The organism is Paenibacillus senegalensis JC66 (assembly GCF_000285515.1).
GTDB lineage: Bacteria > Bacillota > Bacilli > Paenibacillales > NBRC-103111 > Paenibacillus_L > Paenibacillus_L senegalensis.
In genome coordinates this window covers 1-712 of record NZ_CAES01000143.1, presented here as the reverse complement: position 1 = coordinate 712, position 712 = coordinate 1, and the positions used below count along the sequence as shown (strand labels likewise).

The window sequence follows — 712 nt, the reverse complement described above, 5'->3', positions numbered from 1 at the left end:
AAGAGTGCCATCGGCAACTCGCTTGCCGCGTCAACGGCAAGATGAAGCTTGTAGCCAAACCACTTGACCTTGTTGCCAAACGAGTCGAACTTCGCGCCCCAGTTGGCATTGCCGGTTAACTCGCTTTTCCGTTTCGGTTGTTTCTTCTCATAGGCATGAATCGCTGCACTATCGATCGCCACGTGATCTCCGTCGATAATTCCTTCCTGCCTACATTGTACGACGAGATCTTCGAACAAGCGTTTCGCAAGTCCCTTGTTGGTTAATTCAGCGAAAACGCGGCTTAATGTCGCAATCGAAGGAGCCTTCCTATCAAGCCGAAGTCCGCATTGATAACGAAAGCGAAGGTCCACGTCTAAACGATGATGCAGGCCGGTAAAGGTATCTATATTCTCAAGCGGGGCAGCAAGCAGTGCACGAAGAATCCCTTGCCTACAATGGCCATCGGCGCCTCGGGGTGAATGGTTTCTCAATTCCTTGGCATACGGACGTAAGTCAAGTGCGCCGAAGAAGATAGGCAATCGTTCTCGAGATTCAAGTTTTTGAAGTTCTTCAAAGGAAAATAGACTTTCTTGGAGAATATACAAAGTGACTTCCCTCCCTTGGGTTTTCTGGTTTCGTCACTTGAAAACTTCTCCAAGTTGGGGTGAAGTCCTTTTTTTATGTTTGAAAACCTTTGTCTAGCAAGGGCTCAGGTTAATGCAAAATGCTC

1 protein-coding gene is annotated in these 712 nt (G+C 47.8%); it reads right to left on the bottom strand.

Features of this window, described 5'->3' with window-relative positions; genetic code table 11:
• The coding region (locus tag PSHG_RS26030) for a transposase (RefSeq protein ID WP_010267412.1) at window positions 1-587 on the bottom strand (587 nt) is incomplete at its 3' end.
• Between the last annotated feature and the right edge of the window lie 125 nt (window positions 588-712).